The organism is Bacteroides sp. 41_26, from assembly GCF_949740115.1.
GTDB lineage: Bacteria > Bacteroidota > Bacteroidia > Bacteroidales > Bacteroidaceae > Bacteroides > Bacteroides nordii.
On record NZ_CATJGZ010000056.1, the window covers coordinates 16,421 to 31,373 of the forward strand.

General features: G+C 42.5%; 13 protein-coding genes. 2 read left to right on the top strand and 11 right to left on the bottom strand.

Annotated features, from left to right (window positions below; all coding sequences use genetic code 11):
* Positions 1-3: 3 nt before the first annotated feature.
* Genes QX565_RS05140 through QX565_RS05155 form a run of 4 tightly spaced genes read right to left on the bottom strand, consistent with a single transcriptional unit; the run spans position 4 to position 4,808 of the window.
* Positions 4-1,275, bottom strand: a complete 1,272-nt coding sequence (locus tag QX565_RS05140) for an acetylxylan esterase (RefSeq protein WP_289291677.1) — start codon at positions 1,273-1,275, stop codon at positions 4-6.
* Positions 1,272-2,501, bottom strand: coding sequence for a glycoside hydrolase family 27 protein (locus QX565_RS05145; protein WP_289291679.1), 1,230 nt, complete (start codon positions 2,499-2,501; stop codon positions 1,272-1,274). The genes QX565_RS05140 and QX565_RS05145 overlap by 4 nt, the downstream gene beginning before the upstream one ends.
* A 14-nt stretch (positions 2,502-2,515) precedes the next feature.
* Positions 2,516-3,505 carry a glycoside hydrolase family 5 protein gene (locus QX565_RS05150; protein WP_289291681.1) on the bottom strand — a complete coding sequence of 330 codons (990 nt, stop codon included), beginning with the start codon at positions 3,503-3,505 and terminating at the stop codon, positions 2,516-2,518.
* A 10-nt stretch (positions 3,506-3,515) separates the two neighbouring features.
* A complete protein-coding gene (locus QX565_RS05155) occupies positions 3,516-4,808 on the bottom strand; it encodes a glycoside hydrolase 5 family protein (RefSeq protein ID WP_221651459.1) in 1,293 nt (430 codons plus the stop codon).
* A 186-nt stretch (positions 4,809-4,994) separates the two neighbouring features.
* On the opposite strand from QX565_RS05155, the gene QX565_RS05160 reads away from it, so the two are divergent.
* Positions 4,995-5,981: an aldo/keto reductase gene (locus QX565_RS05160; RefSeq protein ID WP_289291683.1), complete on the top strand. Its 987-nt coding sequence runs from the start codon at positions 4,995-4,997 to the stop codon at positions 5,979-5,981.
* A gap of 36 nt (positions 5,982-6,017) precedes the next feature.
* Here the strand turns inward: QX565_RS05160 and QX565_RS05165 are convergent, their stop codons facing one another.
* The 4 genes from QX565_RS05165 to QX565_RS05180 form a co-directional block, all read right to left on the bottom strand.
* Entirely contained in the window at positions 6,018-6,911 is an 894-nt protein-coding gene (locus QX565_RS05165; RefSeq protein WP_289291685.1) for an AraC family transcriptional regulator, read from the bottom strand.
* Positions 6,912-6,938: 27 nt separating this feature from the next.
* Positions 6,939-8,195, bottom strand: a complete 1,257-nt coding sequence (locus QX565_RS05170; protein WP_289291687.1) for a mechanosensitive ion channel family protein — start codon at positions 8,193-8,195, stop codon at positions 6,939-6,941.
* A 62-nt stretch (positions 8,196-8,257) separates the two neighbouring features.
* Positions 8,258-9,256, bottom strand: coding sequence for a DUF4435 domain-containing protein (locus tag QX565_RS05175; RefSeq protein ID WP_221651455.1), 999 nt, complete (start codon positions 9,254-9,256; stop codon positions 8,258-8,260).
* Positions 9,257-9,343: 87 nt separating this feature from the next.
* Positions 9,344-10,177 (bottom strand): AAA family ATPase, encoded by an 834-nt coding sequence (locus tag QX565_RS05180; RefSeq protein WP_221651454.1) that lies wholly within the window; start codon positions 10,175-10,177, stop codon positions 9,344-9,346.
* 92 nt (positions 10,178-10,269) lie between these two features.
* On the opposite strand from QX565_RS05180, the gene QX565_RS05185 reads away from it, so the two are divergent.
* Positions 10,270-11,184 carry a DMT family transporter gene (locus QX565_RS05185; protein WP_221651472.1) on the top strand — a complete coding sequence of 305 codons (915 nt, stop codon included), beginning with the start codon at positions 10,270-10,272 and terminating at the stop codon, positions 11,182-11,184.
* Positions 11,185-11,267: 83 nt separating this feature from the next.
* Here the strand turns inward: QX565_RS05185 and QX565_RS05190 are convergent, their stop codons facing one another.
* From QX565_RS05190 to QX565_RS05200, 3 genes are all read right to left on the bottom strand, one after another.
* Positions 11,268-12,620: a threonine/serine exporter family protein gene (locus QX565_RS05190; RefSeq protein ID WP_289291690.1), complete on the bottom strand. Its 1,353-nt coding sequence runs from the start codon at positions 12,618-12,620 to the stop codon at positions 11,268-11,270.
* 113 nt (positions 12,621-12,733) lie between these two features.
* Positions 12,734-13,828 carry a methylmalonyl Co-A mutase-associated GTPase MeaB gene (gene meaB, locus QX565_RS05195; protein ID WP_221651452.1) on the bottom strand — a complete coding sequence of 365 codons (1,095 nt, stop codon included), beginning with the start codon at positions 13,826-13,828 and terminating at the stop codon, positions 12,734-12,736.
* 18 nt (positions 13,829-13,846) lie between these two features.
* Positions 13,847-14,914: a DUF1573 domain-containing protein gene (locus tag QX565_RS05200; RefSeq protein WP_195660940.1), complete on the bottom strand. Its 1,068-nt coding sequence runs from the start codon at positions 14,912-14,914 to the stop codon at positions 13,847-13,849.
* Positions 14,915-14,953: the final 39 nt, after the last annotated feature.

Consider the following 14,953-nt stretch of genomic DNA (forward strand, 5'->3'; position numbering starts at 1 on the left):
CTCTTACTTTCTACTCCTTTTACGCATCTGTTTTTCAAAGAAGTCCATCTTTGTTTTCCACCAACTTTCAGGTGTATTGTGCCCGTTCAAAGGATAAATATGGTACTCTTTCTCAGTTGATATACGGTTGTAACCGGAGAAGTTTGTATGTGGCGGGCAAACTTCATCCTGAAGGCCAACGCCCATAATAACCGGACACTTTATCCAACCGGCAAGGTTCTTTATATCAAAATAAGACAAAAGCTGATACAATTTTGCATCACTTATCCCCATCTCTTTCTGCTTTTGAAGAACAGGTTCTGCCGGCCAATGAACAATCTTGAAGTAATCGGGATAGTCAGAAAGAAAAGGAATGGTAGGAGCAATGGCACAAAAACGATCATCGAAAGCAGCAGCGGCAAGAGTAAATGCTCCACCTTGACTACCTCCTTCGGCAAAGATATAGTCAGTATTCACTTCAGAACGGCTGGTAACGAAATCAATGGCACGAATTAAATCCATAAAGGCACCCCGATAATAATAATTTTCTTTGGAATCCAGTCCATAGGTTATCCAGTCGCCATAGGTATTGACCGGTTCTTGCAACCCTTGCCCACGGGTGGACAATACAAATTCTACATAACCGGAAGTACCACCGGGAACCCAGGGTTTTGAGCCATATCCCATATAAGAGATAATAGCCGGATATTTCCCTTTCTTTGCAGGAGTAGAATAAAAACCGGATATCTCAACACCACCCAACGATTTCATTTTCACCCGATAGAGCCTGCGCTCTGTATTGGAAGAATCAGGAATCAAAGTTAACTGATATTCGGGGACTATCTCCGCCAAATCCGCTTTCGCCTTTTCCCAAAAATCTTTCAAATCGGGTTGATTATCAGGCAGAGAAAGGATACTTTCGGGTTCATATCCAATAGTAAAGTTTTTAATCATCCGTCCATCCTCAGAAAGAGCACAACGATAAAAACCCGGCGCAGGAAGGGTAAACGAAAATGTGATCTCTGTAGAATCTCCCTTCTGTAAAAGAATTGACTGAGAAAGGGCCAAGAGTGGCTGATGCCGGTCTGTAGAAATATCCAACTGTAAAACAGCCGGAAGGGTCACCTCTTTATGGTTAGCAACAACCACCTGAATAACAGGATTGGCTGGCGAATAAAAAACCCAATCATTCGTTTGTTTCACCTCATAATCCAAATTGGGTTTTACCTGATCCAACTGTGCAGATAAAGTTAGTGAATACCCTAACAAACATAAGTTTACTAACCAACTTTTCATTTCTTTGTTTTCTTATTAAGAGTAAGACGATATAATACCACATCATGACCAGGAACAATAACACGCTTCACTTTCCGGGTATTACCTTCGTCCTCTTTTATCCAAAGATTGCGTATATTATATACTTTAGAGTCAAAATTAGTAAAACGCTTTGCTACCTCATCATACAAATTGAACTTCTGCCAGTCAATGCTATACTCTTGAGAGGTGGTGGTACGATTGAGAATACAGAAAGCCCACTCATCATTCACTAATGGTTTGAACCAGAATTCCAATCCGTTTTCTGAAGCAAACTTCAAGCCTTGAATACCCAGACTGTCCTGATCAAGTGCAATTACTTCCTGATTCATAATAATCTCTTTCGTATCCTGGTTCATGTTACGAATGTCATTCCCAAGGATCAGTGGTGCAGCAAGCATACACCACATGGAAAAGTGAGCACGATCTTCACTAACAGTCTGTCCATTGCCAACCTCCAACATATCAGGATCATTCCAATGTCCCGGACCAGCATACTTGCGAAGTCCATTCTGCATGTCAAGTATCTGAAGTACACCAAAAGCTTTCCAACCCGGATGCTCATCTACACAATCGAAACAATTATAAATATCTCCCGTTGTACGCCAAGAATGTCCGGTTTCGGAAGCCCACTCCCAAGGTTTGCTATGCCCCCACTCACACATGCTGAAGTAAACCGGACGTCCGGCAGCACGAAGTGCATCACGCATCAAGTTATAAGCTCCCACCGGATTAATGTCTTCGGATTCACACCAGTCATATTTCAGATAGTCAATTCCCCATTTAGCGTATTGCAAAGCATCCTGATATTCATGACCGAAGCTACCCGGACGTCCACCACAAGTTTTTCTGCCAGCATCCGAGTAAATACCCAGTTTTAATCCTTTAGAATGTACATAATCAGCGAGTGCCCTGATACCTGATGGAAATTTAACGGGATCTGCCTGAATAAATCCAAGGCTATCACGTTCGCCATGCCAACAATCATCCAGATTCAGATAGATGTATCCGGCATCTCTTAATCCTGTTTCCACCATTGCGTCGGCAATGCCTCTGATTATTTCTTCGTTTATATCACAGGCAAATTTGTTCCAACTGTTCCAGCCCATTGGCGGAGTATCAGCCAATCCTTCAAATTTCTGCGCCTTCACTCCGAAGGGTATACACAACAATGCCGCTAATACAGCGACTAAAGTAATCTTTCTCATAATTTTATGTTTTCTTATTTCGTTAATTTCAATTCGTCACGAATGATCGTACCCCACTCCTTCAGATCACTATCCTTCCAATCTCCTTTAGAAGAGCCGTATTTCTGAATCATAGAACAGGTTTCATCTTTATCGGCTATGGACCAGGCAGCCCAACTGATGCTGTGTTTTTTCATCCACTCCAACCACCTGCCCCACTCTCCGATATTGATGGGGCCATCACCTGTAGCCTCCATTCCGGCACATTCGGATACAAACAAAGGAAGTCCCTTCTTCAAAGCATAATCCGCGCGGTCACGAAGCTCCTGTCTGTGAGTTGATGCATAGAAATGTAGAGTATACATGATATTGGTATAGCCGGTTATAGGATCGTCTGCAGCCAAATGAACGTCCTGGTCCCAATGGGGAGTGCCTATCAGAATAAGTGCTTCCGGATCAATGGTACGAATAGCATGGATAATTTCTGTCGAATAGGCCTTTACATCTATCCAGGAATCTTCAACCGGTTCATTGAATATTTCATAAATCACGTTTGGGATCCCTTTATAACGAGTGGCCATCTGCGTAAAGAATTGTCTGGCTTCTTCGGTACGGATGCTATGACTATGCCAATCTATAATCACATAAATGCCACTGGCAATTGCAGCATCCGCAACCGTAGTAATGCACTGAAGAGCCTGTCCCGGAGAGTGAATGTAAGCACCTTCCGGTTCTACTCCCATAGCTGCCCTCACAAGTGAGCATCCCCAGTCATCATGCAGAAATTGGACGGTAGAAGCATTGTAGAATCGGGGCCACCAATTATGCCAGCCATAACTCACCCCTTTTAATACAATACTTTCGCCTCTTTCATTAACAAGAGAGGTTCCTCGCACTGACAGGCAGCCATTCCGTTCCACCACCGTTTTCTTCGTTCCCGATCCCAACTCTCCTATTTCTGTAGCGCATCCTGTTGTAGTAACACTGCCAATCAAAAAGAATAATCCTATTAATAGGTACTTCATAACTTACAGATTATTTTAGTTTTACACTGGCTGCTTTCACAATATCTACTGTGCTATCTGTTGCAAAAACAGAATTCAGTCCTTGTTCTTCTTGTGCCGGATCACCCGTATAGTCATCGCCTTTCTGCCAAAACACACGCTCGGAAGAAGGAGTTGCAAAACCACCCCATGCCCAGAAGTTACATCCGGCAAATAATCCACCGGAAGCATCTTTATCAGAAATCAGACCAAACACATAAGAATAGTACGCATCTCTTGCGCCGGTAGTACTTTCTTTCGAGAACTGAAAACCATCACGGGGGAAACCAAATTCTTCAAGAACCAGCGGTTTTCTGTACTTACGAGCCACTACCAGATGATCATCAATATAAGCTTTGGTCTTGACTTTTGCCGTTTCAAGTTTTTCCTGTAAACTATCTTTAGGTGCCCACCCCCAGTTATAGGGCCAAATATGAATATTCATATAATCGACATTCGGATCAGCATGAATCTGCTCAAACAGAGCCATATCCTGTTCGCACCCCCACATCCCCTCACTACCGGTAGACACCAGATGATTTCTGTCCAATGACTTGAGTTGAGCTGCCACCTGTGCAATCCAGGCAGCAAACAGTATTTTGTTTTCATCAGAAAAAGCACGAGGTTCATTACCTACCTGCCACGACATAATGGTCGGATCATCCACATATTTTATATTCGTATATCTATTGACACGGCTTACCATATCATTCACATAATTGGCAAACAAAACCTTCGCACTATCCGATTGCTGAAACAGTTTCACATATTCCATATAAGCCGGCCATCCATCTACTGCCGGCACAGGTGCTTTACCATAGCCTGCCCATTCGAGATACTGTCCATATCCACCACTCCACTCCCAGGAGTTATTCAAATAAAGTACAGCTAACATTTTACGCCTACTCATTTCGGCCAGTAAATAATCAAGTCCGGCTAAAATAGTATCATTATATACTCCGGGAGCTATTTGCAAGGTAGGTTCTACTTTGGCAGTAACACCCCGATTACCGTCAGAGCCCACTAATATACGAAGATTATCTACCCCGATACTTTTCAAAAAATCCAGCTCTTTACGAAGGCGTTGGCGATCTCCTCCCTCACCTTCGGAACCGAGTATCGCTCCATACCAGAAATTAGTACCTACGTAATAATAAGGTGTATCATTACGCATAAACTGCCCGTTTTCTACGCGGACGAAAGGAGAAGAAATGAGGGTCTGTTTTGGAGTACAAGCTCCCAATAAAGTAATAGAAACAACAAAGAACGCAATTTGCTTTAGCATAATTATCAGATTTAAAATGATATTACAAAAATAGTGCAGTTGAAGTTAAGTATCCAGTATTATTTTATCATTTCATTATACTATTTGACTTTTCAGTAAATAGTAAAGTCTTTTTTGCTGCTTTTTTAGTATAAAAACCATATCTTTGTTTACATACTTAGATATGTAAACCTAATAATTACAAATATGATAAACCCTGTTTATTCACCCGACAACGAGAGATACAGTAACGGTATGAAATACCGCCGTTGTGGTAAAAGCGGAATTATGCTCCCGGAAATTTCCCTGGGGCTGTGGCATAACTTCGGAGATGTAGATACATTTGCCAACAGCCAGCGAATGGCACATTATGCTTTCGACAAAGGAATCACTCATTTCGATCTGGCAAATAACTACGGGCCTTCCTATGGCTCGGCAGAAGAAACGTTCGGTGAGATTATGAAAAAATCATTCCTCCCTTACCGGGATGAGCTGTTTATCTCTACGAAAGCCGGACACGATATGTGGCCGGGCCCTTACGGAGAATGGGGATCAAGAAAATATCTGATGGCAAGCCTCAACCAAAGCTTGAAACGTATGAATCTGGATTATGTGGATATTTTCTATTCGCACCGTTATGATCCGGTGACTCCATTGGAAGAGACATTGCAAACATTGGTAGATATTGTCCACCAAGGAAAGGCTTTGTATGTAGGTATCTCCAAATACCCGAAAGAAGCTGCTGAGTTTGCTTACAAATATCTGGCAGAAAGAGACGTACATTGCTTGCTCTATCAAGGAAAATATAACCTGTTCAACCGGGAACCGGAAGAAGAGGGTATCCTTCAACAAGCCAAAGAAAATGGTACCGGATTTATTGCATTCTCTCCCTTAGCACAAGGATTATTGACGAACCGATACATCAATGGCATTCCCGAAGATTCACGAATGGCCCGCGGAGGTTTCCTGAAAAAGGAACAACTCACAGAAGAAGTTTTAAGCAAAATCAAAGTACTGAACAAAATGGCAGAGGAACGAGGACAAACCTTAGCAGAGATGGCTCTGGCATGGGTTCTAAAAGATGATTTAGTAACATCAGTCATCATTGGTGCCAGCTCGGTAGCCCAACTGGAAGATAATCTGAAAGCAATAAGAAATACCTCATTTACAAAGGAAGAATTAAGGAGGTTATAGAATTATGAGGAGGTAGGGTTACAACCCTACCACTTCTCACACGATCTTCTTCTTTTTCCTGTAATTCTCCCGAAACTCCTTAGGAGAGCATGCCTTTTTCTTCTTAAATATCCGGTTAAAATTAGAGAGGTTATTGAATCCGCAATCATAGCAGATCTCGGCTACAGACATGGTAGAGTCTACCAACAAGCGAGCGGCAAACCCAAGACGGATATCAATAATATAATCAGAAAGACTCTTTCCGGTACGAAGTTTGAAAAAGCGGCTAAAAGAAACAGCAGTCATTCCTACCATATCTGCCAGATTATTCAAACGAATCTCCTCTTTATAGTGCTCATTGATATATTCCTGTACCTTCTGTACCCTCCGACTATCAGCATGGACATCGATCTTCGCAAAAGAAGAACTGGACAATGTACGGGATTCCTCCTCAAAGAGAGAAAGCTCATACAGAATAGTCATGAACTTAAGCACAGCATAAAATCCTTGTTTTTCAGAAGCTAATGTATCGAGCATGGAATACACTTTCATAATGGCAGACATAGGGAAGCAGAGTCCTTTTTGCGCACGTTCCAACATCCGGCGAATAGAATCGAACTGATTCTTATTAATGAAGTTTTTAGAGAAAAGATCAGAAGAAAACTGAATAGTTATCTCGCGTATCTCTTTTGAGTTGCATTCGTTTTGCTCCCAGACATGCTCCAGATCCTGCCCGGTAATCAACACCAGATCATAATCGCCAATTACTTCCGCAGAGTCACCTACAATCCTACGTACTCCAGCAGCCTTCTCACAAAAGTTCAGTTCAAATTCGGCATGATTGTGAATAGGGTATGTAAATTCCGTCTTATACCGCTCGGCTATATAAAAACAATCTTTGTCAGAGAGTGGAGTAATCTCACGGATAATATAACTTTGCTGCGCATTCATTGTTGTAAATAGTATTAATCTAAATTCTTAATTATTCCTGCTTAACGCCCTGAAATCTTCTCCTGTAGGATTCTGGAATACATGCAAATCAAATTCCGGAATAATGGCAAGCACATGATCGAACACATCGGCTTGAACGCCCTCGTAAGGAATCCAGGCTTTGATGGACGAGAAGAAATAGAGTTCGAGAGGAATACCTTGTTCGGTGGGTTGCAACTGACGCACCATACATGTAAGATCCTGGTTGACTGCCGGAAGACTTCTCAGATAATTAGTCAGATAGGCACGAAATACACCCAAATTGGTTTGGCGACGGCCATTCACTAACACAGAGTTGTCTATTCCATGTTCTTTGTTATACTCTTCCACTACCTTCTCCGTCTCTTCGATATAGTCTTTCAGCAAACGTATTTTCCGGTATTTTGCCAACATCTCCGGAGTACAAAACTTCACACTGTTCATATCAATCCTGATAGAACGCTTTATACGTCGTCCTCCGGACTCCTGCATACCTCGCCAATTCTGAAAGGAATCACTGACCAAAGCATAGGGAGGAATAGTGGTAATGGTATTATCCCAGTTACGTACCTTTACGGTATTCAAAGTTACTTCAATCACCGTTCCGTCGGCCCCATACTTCGGCATTTCAATCCAGTCTCCCACCTTCAGCATATTGTTGGCAGAAAGTTGAATGCCCGAAACGAAGCCCATAATACTGTCTTTGAATACCAACATCAGGACAGCGGCAGAAGCTCCCAGACCGGTAAGCAGCACCATTGGCGATTTATCAATCAGAATACTGACGATAATAATACCACCAATAAAGAAGAGAATGACCTGAACCGTCTGTAACAATCCTTTCAAAGGACGGTCGCGAAACTGCTCACGCTCGCTGTATACATGATAAAGTGCAGAGAGAAGTGCACTGATAAACTTTAAAAAGACTGCAATGATATAAATCATGCAAATACGTAATATAAAAGTCAGCAGACCGGCATTGGATATGGCAAGCGGTAGCAGTATATACAGAATGATAGGTGCCACCAGATGACTGAGGTAAATCATCACTTTACGATCAAACACAACGTCATCCCATGTGGCCTTTGTTTTTTTCACAAGCCGGGTAACCGTCGTCAGGATAACATGCTTGCAAATGGCATCTCCCAAAAAAGCAATAGCCAAAATGATAACTAAAATGATAGCGCTCGTTAAATCATCAGTCCACGACTCATTAAATCCCCATGACTGGAGAATTCCCTTGATTATACCTGTAATTTTTTCCATTGTTATACTTTATCTGCCGTTATAATAGGGCAACGGCAAAACACCCTGTTTGTTTCACGTCACTACCCTTTCTCCAGGAATTCCCTTACGTCGTCGCGTAACCATTGGTGAAGATACAGTGCTTTGTATGCACTATTCTTCTTCAACATGATTTCTACGTTTATCTGACTGTTCTGATAACAAGTCAGTTCATTACGAAACTGTTCATCATGTTCTGCCAATTTCTTTATCTCCTGCTCCCGCTCTCTGCGAAGAAGCGTACAAACCGGTATCAGAAGTTTCATCACTACATTATCCATTATATGATGCCCTTGAATATAGAGATAAGTTGTTTCTGGAACCAATCCCAACTTTTCCAGTTCGGAACCCAAGGCATCCACCCGACTAATATAATGAGGAAAACGGGTTTGCAGTTCCGATAGTTTGGCAGAGACCGTCCTTTGTAAAGCTTCCAGACATCGTTCAGGATGCCGCAGATTGACGTCCAATAACCGGATATATGTATTAAAATCACTCATAGGAAACGTGTGTGTATCATGCTGCCGATAGAACCAGACGTTCCAAAGAAAAAGAGGATAAGTTATTTGGGAATATCTCCGCATGAAAGCAGCAAAGTCAATCAACGGACGGTCATTCAATGTGGCCTGTACACATACCTCATGCAAACTCTCTGCAAAGCAATGATGATTTTCGATGGCATAGGTATAGGTTTGAAAGATATATCTGTTTCTGTTTATCTTCCGGGAAGTAGCAGTGGCTCCCTGCAAAAGAAAATCATAATCACTATCCACACAGGCGATGAGGCTTTTTCCTAATTCGGCCGTATTCAGAGTATTCATTAGTACCATCTTCTTCCCCTTTGCCAAAGAGGTGGCCGAAGGAAGCATTACCTGAAAATAATATTCATCATTCTCAAACTCCTCAAACAACGTGCGCCAGAAAGGCACGTCGTCATAACTTTCCACATAAGCTACGATTCTCCGGCGTGTGTTCTTGGGATAAAGCTTATGGGCGGCACTAAAGTAAGAGGAAGTCAGATTGTCGCGTAGGGTTTGAGCCATGCCATGTGAGATTTACGATTGGACGATTTACTATTTACGATTGAAATTACTCTGTATTCTCAACTATCAACTGTCAATTGTCAACTGTCAATTGTCAACTACATTCGTTGTAATATCGGTTACTTCGGTGACAGCATCGAGCCAGCCCTCCATAATGAGGGCAGGCGAATGAGTGGTCAGTATTATTTGTACATTGGGGTTCAGTTCACGAATCATAGCGATAAGCTTCTGTTGCCACTCGATGTGGAGCGAGGCTTCCGGTTCATCCATGAAAAGAACATAATGTTCATTGTCCTGCACCAATACAGTCAGCAAGATAACAAGCATCTGTTTTTCGCCGGAAGAGAGTTTATAGGGCAATAAGAGCTCACCATCCTGGTAAAAAGCAATATCATTCCGCCTCCGGTCTATTTTCTTTCGGGTATAGCTGAACAGTTCATCTATCTGATCCTGAAAGCGTTTTTTAGCCAACGATAAAGTAGCTGCCCTTTTCCGCTCATCTTCATCATTACCGGCAAGAAGTTCAATCATTTTATTGCCTATATTCACCTGATAATCCAGATAACGGCGTTGCAAAAGATAGAGCTGCCAGTCAAGTTCAGACTTTACATTTTTATCAGCCATCCGGGCAGTAAAATCACCCATAATAAGAGGGCGGTCATAACTACGGATTACATCATAAGGAATATAAGTAGCTTCGGGATCATCAAAGTAAATATCTACCCCGTCTTTCATTCCGTTCTTCATCTCACCAGAAAGGTCCTCCAGATAACCTACAGAGCGATTTAAGATAGTTGTTTTACCAACACCATTAATGCCGGAAAGGATATTCACGTCAGGGCGCAGGTCCCAGGCAATATTAAATCTTTTCCATAACCCTTTTATTTCAATACGCCGGATATATTTGGCTTGTTTTTCCATGCTATTCTTGCTTTATATCAAGGCAAATATAAACAATTCAAATGATAAATTGGTTACCTTTGCAGCAGTTTTCAATAAAGGTCACTAAAAAGATGAATATCAACAAGAACGTACAAGGACATCTGTTTGCCCTTACTGCCAATGTGATGTGGGGACTAATGGCTCCCATCGGAAAATTTGCTTTGCAAGAGTTTTCTGCTCTTTCGGTCACTACTTTTCGAATGGTGGGGGCAGCTGCCGCTTTCTGGATACTCTCCGTATTTTGTAAGCAGGAATATGTGAATCATAAGGATATGCTCAAAATATTCTTTGCATCCTTGTTTGCATTGGTATTCAATCAGGGAGTTTTCATCTTCGGATTGTCATTGACTTCTCCTATCGATGCCTCTATTGTAACTACCACTCTGCCCATCATCACAATGATTGTAGCCGCCATCTACCTGAAAGAACCGGTTACGAACAAGAAAGTATTAGGTATCTTTGTCGGAGCAATGGGAGCATTGATACTCATACTAGGCAGTCAGATTTCAGGAGATACCAATAGCAGTATCTGGGGAGACTTACTCTGTCTGCTGGCACAGCTTAGTTTCTCTATCTACCTGACTGTATTCAAAGGACTTACCCAGCAATATTCTGCAGTCACCATCAATAAATGGATGTTCATTTATGCTTCTATGTGCTACATCCCATTCTCTTATCAGGATGTAGCAGCGATTGAATGGAGCACAATTTCCGTACCTGCCATCTGGCAGGTTTTATATGTAGTATTGGGGGGAAGCTTCATCGCCTATATCTGCGTAATGACAGCGCAGAAGTTACTCCGCCCTACAGTAGTTAGTATGTACAACTATGTACAGCCAATCATCGCGTCTATCGCGGCAGTAGTCATGGGTATCGGTACCTTTGGCTGGCAAAAAGGAATCGCCATCGGTCTGGTATTTCTGGGTGTATATATCGTGACACAAAGCAAGTCGAGGGCGGATTTGGAGAAGGAAGGAGGATTATAGTGATTAACGATTAGTGATGAGTGATGAGTGATTAGTGGCTGCGCTTTATCACTCATCACTAATCACTAATCACTAACCACTCATCACCATTCTATAAACTTCCCCCTCGCCTTTCTCTTTGCCAGTTCTTCTTCCAGGAATTTCTGGCGGTCTTTGGCAATATAACGACGGGCAAAAATGTTAGGGACAGCTACGCCTAAGGCTATGCAAAGAATAATAAGAGCAGAATTGATACCGTTGTAAAAGGCAACTGTTACTTCACCTACTACGCCGTGCATGCCGATGAGTCCCAACAAAGAGCGATACATCAATACACCGGGAATCATAGGGATAACGGAAGGAATGGTCAATACGTGATTGGGAACATGAAACCAATGAACAGCTTTCACGGCAATCAGACTGACTACAAAACTACCCATAAATGAACCGATCACCGGTCCGAAACCTAATTCGAAATTCACAAAATTACGTGTGCACACAGCAATGATACCGCCTACGGCTACCACCCAAAGTAAACGACGCTGAATATTGAATATCATAGAGAAACCCATTGCAGCAATTGCAGCAGCAATCGCATATACATAATAAGGATCGTGGGGAATCATACTCAATTCACTGAACTTTTTATCAATACTGACATCCTCCACTACACATAAACGGATAGCAAGAACAATACCGAAAGCCATAGCTCCCACCATCATAACGGTATTAGCAGCACGCGTGATGCCCACCAGCAGATAATTGTCTATCATATCATCCACAAAATTGATTAACGGAACCCCCGGAACAATAAACAAGGCACAGGCCAAAAGCGGATGATAAGGAGTAGACGAGAGTCCGCTAAACGAAGAAGCATAAGCCAGACAAGTAGAAACAAAAGCCGCGATGGCAATACTCATATATACATTGATACCAAACTCCATGCACCGAGCCCGAACACGGAAACCGATAAAAGCACAAACAGAAGCCAGTAAGAAGGCCATCCAGTCGCAACCAAACAGCTTGCAAAAACCTCCACAAGCAAAACCGGCACCAATGGCTACCAGATAAGGAATGTAATTACGCGGACGGGAACAGATTTTCTCCAGTTCTTCTTCATACTGATCCAAAGAATAATCATGTTCAATAGCCCGCCAGGATAGTTTACTAACCTCAGAAATGGCAGTCATATTAATGCCATGCTTCTCACACTTCTGAAATTTAGAAAAAGAGTGCGCCTCATCACTGACATTCACTACCAGCATTGTATAGCTTACATCAATATGAAGTTTATCTTCCGGCAACCCCAAATAAGCAGCTACACGCTTCATATTGCGTACAATCCGATTTGTATCCGCAGCACTTTCTACCAATAATTTACCAGTACGAAGCAACAAGTCAAGTTTACGCCTCAGCAACAAAGCTTCTTCCTGCTCAATCACATTATTATTCGTCATCTTTGTATATATATAATGATATTATTCTTTTAGGGGCACAAAGGTACAATTTCCTTTTCAAAAAAGCCCCACCCAAGAGTGAAAGATGACAGATAAAAAGTGAATAAATATCCTTATTTTCTCAATTCTTCAAAATAGGTATCCAATAATGTCTTTGCTGCTATAAAAGAGGTCAGATTACCGCCAAGCACTTGTTGTTCTTTTTCATATAGCATCGATTCAATCTTTACATTATGATAAAAGCTATCGCGAAGCTGCTCATTAATACTTTCATACATCCAGTATTTACTCTGCTCATTGCGTCGATATTCAAAGTATCCGTTCGCCTTCACAAAGTCGATGTATTCATAAACCATATCCCATATCTCCTTCACACCTATGTTATAGAAACCGGAATACGTCAAGACCTGTGGTGTCCAGCCAGAGTCGGGAGCCGGGAAAAGATGCAAAGCATTGCGGAATTGGGATGCAGCCAGCTTGGCTTTATCTATATTGCTTCCATCGGCTTTGTTGATGACAATACCGTCCGCCATTTCCATGATACCACGCTTAATGCCCTGAAGTTCATCTCCTGTACCTGCTAACTGAATCAGCAGGAAAAAATCGACCATAGAGTGCACAGCCGTTTCACTCTGCCCCACTCCCACTGTCTCTACAAAAATCTTATCGAAACCGGCGGCTTCACAAAGAATGATCGTTTCACGGGTTTTTCGTGCTACTCCCCCCAATGAACCTGCTGAGGGACTGGGACGAATAAACGAATTGGGATGTACCGATAGTTGTTCCATACGGGTCTTATCCCCTAAAATACTCCCTTTACTACGCTCACTACTCGGGTCGATAGCCAACACAGCCAGCTTACCTCCCTTTTCGAGCACATGCAGACCGAAGACATCAATAGAAGTACTCTTTCCGGCACCGGGTACACCACTAATCCCCACCCGAATGGAGTTTCCGGAAAATGGCAAGCACTTTTCTATCACTTCCTGAGCTATAGCCTGATGTTCGGGCTTCACGCTTTCCACCAAGGTCACTGCCTGACTGAGGATCGTTATATTTCCTTGTACAATCCCTTCTACAAACTCTGCTACAGAGCGCTGACGCTTCTTCGGCTTACGCTTCAGATAAGGATTTACCGATGAAGGCTGCTCAATACCTTTGTTGACAACCAGTCCTTTATATTCTTCGCTGTTTTCCGGATGTTCCATGGTAATGATATTTAGGGATTATCGTTTTATATTAATTTCTACTTTCGGTCGCGCCGGGTCATTCGTGATCATCAGAATACGTAAGTGGTGTTTCTTCTTGCCTGTATTCTTTTTATGAATGGTAACCCGCAGCTTGGTACTTGCACCCGGTTGAAGAACCGTCTTTTTCAGGCTCACTCCTACCGAGGAATTGAATACCTGCAATTTACTGATCTGCAAAGGTGCTTTGCCCGTATTTGTAATAACAATATCATGAGAGGCTTTGTTCTTCTTAGCCAACCGCGCACTGAGGTCAATGTTGTCTTCAGACAAGCGGATGGCAGGTGCATTCAGGCTGTCCTGCATGGTCATACCCGAGAAGTCCGGGAGAAGAATAGCCGAAACAGGAATCTCATTCTCCTCGCTCACCTTATCACCGGCAAAACGAGCCAGATAGACAGAAGTCTGTGTCAGGCCAAGATCGGTGAGTTGTTTCGTATCAAGCGTTAGTTTGATCTTTCCTTTCTTTCCTTTCAGAACCACATCCGGCGTTCTTTCCATTTTCAGGTAGGGAGGAAGATGCATCAGTACAGGTTCGTAAGGACGGTCCGACAAATTCACGACACTGAATGTAATGGTCGGTTTTTCTCCCCGGTGTGCATCCGGAAAATCAAATTCAGTACGATCCAAACGGATAGAACCAATGGCATAGGGATGTGTTTTTGCAAAATCCGTAACTTCCTGCACCACTTCACCTACAAATTTCAGATATACCAGACTGGGCTGGGCATTGCTGTAAATACCAATCGTTTTTTCAAAATGACCAAGGGCTTTGGCATCAAAAGTTGCACTGACAGTACCTTTTTCGCCGGGAGCAATCGGCTTTTTCGTCCAATCGGCAACCGAACAGGCACAAGATGTGGTGACATTGGTCAGTACCAATGGCTTATCTCCGGTATTGGTAATGGTATATTCTACAGTTACAGGATGTTTCCATTCTATTTGCCCAAAGTTATGCGTCTCTTTATTGGACGAAAGACGGGGTTGGGCAATGGCAGACAAAGTGATAATAAAAACAGTTAATATAGAGAGTATACTGCGTTTCATGCTTTATATATTATATTTGAAGCACAAATGTAGGAGTTT

Excerpts from the sequence above, each read along its gene's own strand:
- QX565_RS05140 (WP_289291677.1), bottom strand. The coding sequence starts at position 1,275 with ATGAAAAGTTGGTTAGTAAACTTATGTTTGTTAGGGTATTCACTAACT.
- QX565_RS05145 (WP_289291679.1), bottom strand. The coding sequence starts at position 2,501 with ATGAGAAAGATTACTTTAGTCGCTGTATTAGCGGCATTGTTGTGTATA.
- QX565_RS05150 (WP_289291681.1), bottom strand. The coding sequence starts at position 3,505 with ATGAAGTACCTATTAATAGGATTATTCTTTTTGATTGGCAGTGTTACT.
- QX565_RS05155 (WP_221651459.1), bottom strand. The coding sequence starts at position 4,808 with ATGCTAAAGCAAATTGCGTTCTTTGTTGTTTCTATTACTTTATTGGGA.
- QX565_RS05160 (WP_289291683.1), top strand. The coding sequence starts at position 4,995 with ATGATAAACCCTGTTTATTCACCCGACAACGAGAGATACAGTAACGGT.
- QX565_RS05165 (WP_289291685.1), bottom strand. The coding sequence starts at position 6,911 with ATGAATGCGCAGCAAAGTTATATTATCCGTGAGATTACTCCACTCTCT.
- QX565_RS05170 (WP_289291687.1), bottom strand. The coding sequence starts at position 8,195 with ATGGAAAAAATTACAGGTATAATCAAGGGAATTCTCCAGTCATGGGGA.
- QX565_RS05175 (WP_221651455.1), bottom strand. The coding sequence starts at position 9,256 with ATGGCTCAAACCCTACGCGACAATCTGACTTCCTCTTACTTTAGTGCC.
- QX565_RS05180 (WP_221651454.1), bottom strand. The coding sequence starts at position 10,177 with ATGGAAAAACAAGCCAAATATATCCGGCGTATTGAAATAAAAGGGTTA.
- QX565_RS05185 (WP_221651472.1), top strand. The coding sequence starts at position 10,270 with ATGAATATCAACAAGAACGTACAAGGACATCTGTTTGCCCTTACTGCC.
- QX565_RS05190 (WP_289291690.1), bottom strand. The coding sequence starts at position 12,620 with ATGACGAATAATAATGTGATTGAGCAGGAAGAAGCTTTGTTGCTGAGG.
- meaB (WP_221651452.1), bottom strand. The coding sequence starts at position 13,828 with ATGGAACATCCGGAAAACAGCGAAGAATATAAAGGACTGGTTGTCAAC.
- QX565_RS05200 (WP_195660940.1), bottom strand. The coding sequence starts at position 14,914 with ATGAAACGCAGTATACTCTCTATATTAACTGTTTTTATTATCACTTTG.